Genomic DNA, 4,728 nt, shown 5'->3' on the forward strand with positions numbered 1-4,728 from the left:
AGATAGGTAACCATTCTTGTCCGTTCGCGGGTTGGCTCCTGACGCGAGCCGGTGCGGAAATTTTCTCCAGATTTGGCACTGGAAGCCGCAAGGTTCAAGGACGAAGTGCCTGCAACCGGTTTGCCGAGGGAATATTCGCTGGGCGGGCGCGTCTGGGTGTCGCGAAGCTTTCCTTGCACCATCCCTTGAGGTAGCCGGGTCAGGATTCAGGAGATTTACGCCCGTTGACGGCACCGGAACGCGCAAGATCGACGCTGCTGCCAAGCAGGACCGCGTGCTCGGCCCTGATGGCGCTGCTTGCGCTTGCGCTGGTGAGCTTCGCCAGGCCGAGGTCTCCGCCTCGACAGCGTCTGCCCCGCGCGGCGCCGGCATCAGCGCGATGCGGCAGGGCGAAACGTTTGCCTGGCTGAGGATCGCCGGCAAGGCGCAGGCCCTCGAAGCCCGCGCCGGCCGGCCGCTGCCGGTAAAGCTCGTCAGCGGCAATCCCGGCATTCTCGCTCCCGCATCCGATTTCCTTGTCGCTGGCGGGACTTTGCCGGCGCAGGCCGGCATCGCGCCTCCCTTTGTGGCCGCGCCGCTCTCGCATCCCAATCAGCCCCGCGCGCCACCAACCGCCTGAGTCAGGCGGTCGCTGGCCGCAGCTTCCTCACCTCAACTATTCCTTGCGCGCCGCGACCTGGCGACGGCTATCGGCCGTCGGCAGGTTGCGTGGCGCGCCCATTGGACATTTCTCGATGCAACGTATCAAGACATTCAAGACACTCACGCGCGCTGCTTCGGCAGCCGCGTTTCTCGCCGTCCAGGCAGTTATCTGCATAGGCACCGTTTATTGGGCTGTAGCCGCAACGCTTCGTGTGGAAGGGACGGCGGCGATTGTGCTCGGCGTCATCTTCGCCGTGCCGTCCGCCAATCTGCTGATGGTGGTCTCGCGCATGGCCTACGAGGCGGAGAGGGACCCGGCGAACCGGTAGACGCAACCTCGACAGGGCGATGCCGGTTGCATCGCCCGGTCGAACGATGTGGCCAGAGCGCCGATCTGCCGCGGCAGTCGCCGGGCCCGCACCGCACTGAGGTCACATTCCTGCGTCAAAAGCCGGTCAAAGAACTTTTCAGAACGAACGGCGTCGCTCCGACTTCGCCAGTTCGGGAGACAGGGAATGGACAGACTGCAATTCGAGGTGCCGGTGCGCATCACGCCCGCGCCTGGCCTGCCGGTCGAGGAAATCTACAGCGTCGAGCAGGCGCTCGATTTCCTGCAGAATTGGCCGAAGCGCCGGCAGGGCAAGGTTTATGACGCCGCGTTTAACTCCTGCTTCGGCGCGACGGTCGATGTGGCAAGCGCCGAGGAAGCGTGCCGGGCCTTCATGGCCTTCTGCCGCGTCAGCGGTTTGCTTGCAAGGGACATGATGTTGCCGCTGAAGCGCGGCGGCAGCGCAAGAGGATTTCGCGAAGCGAGGGCGTGACGCGTCAACCGGCGAAAGATACCCCTCTGTAGTGCATTCCCACCTGCACGCCGCGAACGATCAACCTGGACAGGATCTCCATGTCCAGCGGCATATCCGGGCGCCACACATCAAGCAACAAGGCGATACGCGCCTGATCGGCGCTGTTCATGACCTCGTGCTCGAAAGTGTCGTCCCACAGCAGGCATTCGCCGTCGGCGATCCGCTTTTCCTCATGGTTGATCATCATGATCGTTGCCGGGCGGCCGTCCGCCAGTTTCGGAATGACAAGGCCGAGATGAAATCTCATGATGCCGCGAAAGGGGCCGCGGTGGGGCGGGATGTGCTTGCGCGGCGCCAGGAATGAAACAGCCGCCGATTTGACCTCGGGGCACTCCGACAGCAACCGGCTGAGGGTAGGCATCTTCCCAAGGTTTTCCGGGATCGTCATGTCGTAAGCCTTGAGCACGAACATGCGCCAATCGAGGCCGTCATTGGCCGAAATCTCGGCCTGTTCCGGCATGATGTCGTGAAAACGCGGCACCCGGTTCAGTTGCACCGACAGCGCTTCATCGCGAATACTCTGCCAGACGGCCGCGAACTTTGTGGCGTTGGGAAAATGCGTGGAGGCATCAAGAATCGCCGGTGCATCTATGCGTTTTTCATAGATACGACGCACCAGATCGCTTCCAAGATCGTAGACGTTCGACATCGCATCGCCTCGACCATGTTATAATATAGTGCACGATTGCTTTCAGCTATGGGTCACGGAGATTTGTTCCGAGGCGTCAGCCAGACGTTCGGTTTTGTATCACGCGTCTTGGATGTCATCTGCGGACCAGTCGTGACGCCTCGATGACTTCGGGCGTCGTGCTGTCGATCGTGGCGTCTCAGCGCCAGCGGCTGGTCGGCTGCAGCCGCCGTCGTGCACCTCAGGACACACCGGGGGCGATTGGGCCGCTGCGCGGCGTCCTGTGATCAAAGAGGTTGCCAGAACGCACAAAGCCCCGCCGGCAACTTGCCAGCGAGGCATTTGTTGGAACCCGATCGTCAATCAGTGGCGATCGTGTCCGCGGCCGCCGCTCTGGTGGCCGTTGTTTGCGGCACCCAGGCACTGGCTCCAGTAATCATCGTGATTGCTGCAAGAAGTGATGGTCTGCTGCTGAGCATAAGCCGCACCGGACAAGCTGAAAACCGCGACAGTAGCCAGAATTGCATTACGAATAATGTTGGTCATTTGAGTTTCCCTTTGCTCTGATTTCCGGCAGTGCCGGTCAACGCCGTTTTTGCAGCGATCATGTTTCGATCTGATGGTGCGCAATTTCGGCTTTGTTTCGAGGAGGCAACGGCACACGCTCCCTGTGCGTGGGATGCCTGGGACAACTCCGATCACCTCAAAACCTTCTGACCAGCTTGGTTGTGTGCGAGCGTTTCAGGGGCAACTGTTTGGTTACAGCCCGTGAGCTTGCGTGCGACGCGGCGGAAACAATCATCTACCATCTAGTACCGATCGAAAGCAGCCGAAGATCGCTCGCGGGACGGCTTCGGCACATGGAAGGATGATGAGCCATGTCGATTTTAAAAACGCTCAACCGCATGGGAGCGGCCCTGAAATATGCGCATGATGCCCAAAAAACGACGCGGATGCTGAACGGCCCGCCACGCGAAATGCAAATGGATTTTGGCTGGGCAGTTATGCCGACCACCAAGTATCTTTCTTCCAACACTTGGGACGGTATCTGACGAAATTTCAGCGTAGAGGCGGCTCAAGCCGCCTGTTGGGCAGGAAGGACAAATCCGCAGCGTGCCGATGCCATCGCCGACCGAGCCGCAGAGGTCAAGGCGAAGCTGGCCCAAGTCGATCTTGCTGCGCGATTCCTAGCCCACCCGATAGAAACCCTGCACGGCGATCCCTACCGGATTGATATCGACCACTCCACTGCTTCGTCTTGGCTCGGGAGGCGAATGTTTGGCGGCGGAAATAGACGGGCTGCTGATCGATACTCTTCGGACCAGGCTCGGCTGCTTAGGTGGCCCGGCTATTCCTTGTGCGGAACAATATACCTGACAACGCTCTCGCCGCGCGTAATCGTAACTGTCGTATAGCCGGCTGGCAAAGAGCCCGTGATGGTCGGATCGATCACCTGGCATCGGCCGACCATTCTTCCGCTAGGAGCGCCGGCCAGTTCATCTGCCAATGAGGCACGGCATTCGTTGAGGGAGGCGAAAACCCGAGGCGCCGTATTAAGCGGTTTGCAGATCGAAGCCTCGCCTGGGCTGCACAAAAGCAAAACCATCACCGCTGCCGTAGCCGGGTCCATCGTCGAAGCTCCTTTGTGGAGCTTTAAACGCTCGCGAAATCCCTTTGTTTCAGATGTTGCTAAAATACGAGGCAATTCCCGGCGACCTCGGTGGCCGGGCCTGTCGATCCTCGGGAACAAGACGCGTTAGTTCGCTGTTATTATTAGCAGAGGCTAATACGATGCCTTTTTGCGTCACCAGTGCGACTTCGGATGCTGTTCTCGAAGCCAGGAACACTGACGCTGAGATCCTTGGAGTCGTCGACCTCGCCAACAAGACTGATGCCAAGATCGGCACCATGCGCCTGGGGGAAGCTATCCAGTTCGTTGCGAATGCATCCGTGCTTGGATACGGAGTTCGCGGAGCGATGGTGTTTTACGGAAAAGCAGGAACACCGAGCCTCAGGGCGAGAGAATGTGAGCAGTTGTGGGCGCTATATGGTTTCGCACTGCTTGAGCCATAATGTCTGACTCGAGGAGCGCTGGAAGGCGTTCACGTTATGAAAAGCGCCACCGGATGACACGAGCCGCTACGGATTCGCAGAGCGGGCCTATTTCGCGGTCACCGTCGGCCGAAATACGCAGTCGCTATTTGACGTTATTGGATGATTTGCCGGAAGAGGGTGCTAAGTCGCTGACATCTGCTGGTACGCCCAAGGGGAATCGAACCCCTGTTACCGCCGTGAAAGGGCGGTGTCCTAACCGCTAGACGATGGGCGCGCTCAGACGAAGCGGCTTATAATTGCGTTGTTCGCAACCGGCAACCCATCTGCCGCCACATGCGACAACTTTTTTCGCGAGCCTGCAAAACGCATGTTTGGCAACCGGAAACAGTTCGACCGAAGCAGGTAAGCCGCTCAGTTGTCGCCACCGCCGCCGCGTCGGCGGCAGCGCCAGTTCCAGTCGCGCTCGGGGCCGACGTCGACATGGACGGATTCGGTGTGGCAGTAGGTTCCGACGCCGCCGCGGCCCGGCATCGAACGCAC

The 4,728-nt window shown here is 59.9% G+C and carries 8 protein-coding genes, 1 tRNA gene and 1 pseudogene; 5 read left to right on the forward strand and 5 right to left on the reverse strand.

From position 1 onward, the window contains the following. The coding region (locus EOA75_RS34600; RefSeq protein WP_206517053.1) for a hypothetical protein at nucleotides 1-182 on the reverse strand (182 nt) is incomplete at its 3' end. 92 nt (nucleotides 183-274) lie between these two features. Here EOA75_RS34600 and EOA75_RS28995 point away from each other — a divergent pair. The 3 genes from EOA75_RS28995 (at nucleotide 275) to EOA75_RS29005 (ending at nucleotide 1,463) form a co-directional block, all read left to right on the forward strand. Further along, nucleotides 275-619, forward strand: coding sequence for a hypothetical protein (locus EOA75_RS28995; RefSeq protein WP_245466771.1), 345 nt, complete (start codon nucleotides 275-277; stop codon nucleotides 617-619). Nucleotides 620-734: 115 nt separating this feature from the next. Continuing rightward, on the forward strand, nucleotides 735-971 hold the full coding sequence (locus EOA75_RS29000; protein WP_127325766.1) for a hypothetical protein: 237 nt from the start codon (nucleotides 735-737) through the stop codon (nucleotides 969-971). A 186-nt stretch (nucleotides 972-1,157) separates the two neighbouring features. Beyond that, complete coding sequence (locus EOA75_RS29005; protein ID WP_095826127.1) at nucleotides 1,158-1,463, forward strand: DUF982 domain-containing protein; 306 nt, start codon at nucleotides 1,158-1,160, stop codon at nucleotides 1,461-1,463. Between the two features lie 4 nt (nucleotides 1,464-1,467). On the opposite strand, the gene EOA75_RS29010 is transcribed toward EOA75_RS29005, so the two are convergent. Both EOA75_RS29010 and EOA75_RS29015 read right to left on the reverse strand, forming a co-directional pair. Continuing rightward, nucleotides 1,468-2,154, reverse strand: coding sequence for an aspartyl/asparaginyl beta-hydroxylase domain-containing protein (locus tag EOA75_RS29010; RefSeq protein ID WP_095826126.1), 687 nt, complete (start codon nucleotides 2,152-2,154; stop codon nucleotides 1,468-1,470). Between the two features lie 342 nt (nucleotides 2,155-2,496). After that, entirely contained in the window at nucleotides 2,497-2,679 is a 183-nt protein-coding gene (locus tag EOA75_RS29015; protein WP_127325767.1) for a hypothetical protein, read from the reverse strand. 332 nt (nucleotides 2,680-3,011) lie between these two features. On the opposite strand from EOA75_RS29015, the gene EOA75_RS34265 reads away from it, so the two are divergent. After that, entirely contained in the window at nucleotides 3,012-3,185 is a 174-nt protein-coding gene (locus tag EOA75_RS34265) for a hypothetical protein (protein WP_164747630.1), read from the forward strand. Between the two features lie 622 nt (nucleotides 3,186-3,807). Continuing rightward, nucleotides 3,808-4,206 carry a hypothetical protein gene (locus EOA75_RS29025; RefSeq protein ID WP_245322496.1) on the forward strand — a complete coding sequence of 133 codons (399 nt, stop codon included), beginning with the start codon at nucleotides 3,808-3,810 and terminating at the stop codon, nucleotides 4,204-4,206. A 181-nt stretch (nucleotides 4,207-4,387) separates the two neighbouring features. Here EOA75_RS29025 and EOA75_RS29030 read toward each other — a convergent pair. After that, nucleotides 4,388-4,462: transfer RNA gene (locus EOA75_RS29030), tRNA-Glu, on the reverse strand. 137 nt (nucleotides 4,463-4,599) lie between these two features. Beyond that, nucleotides 4,600-4,728, reverse strand: a pseudogene (locus EOA75_RS35315) (peptidase M15A); the annotation flags it as partial.

The organism is Mesorhizobium sp. M1A.F.Ca.IN.022.07.1.1 (genome assembly GCF_003997575.1).
Lineage (GTDB): Bacteria > Pseudomonadota > Alphaproteobacteria > Rhizobiales > Rhizobiaceae > Mesorhizobium.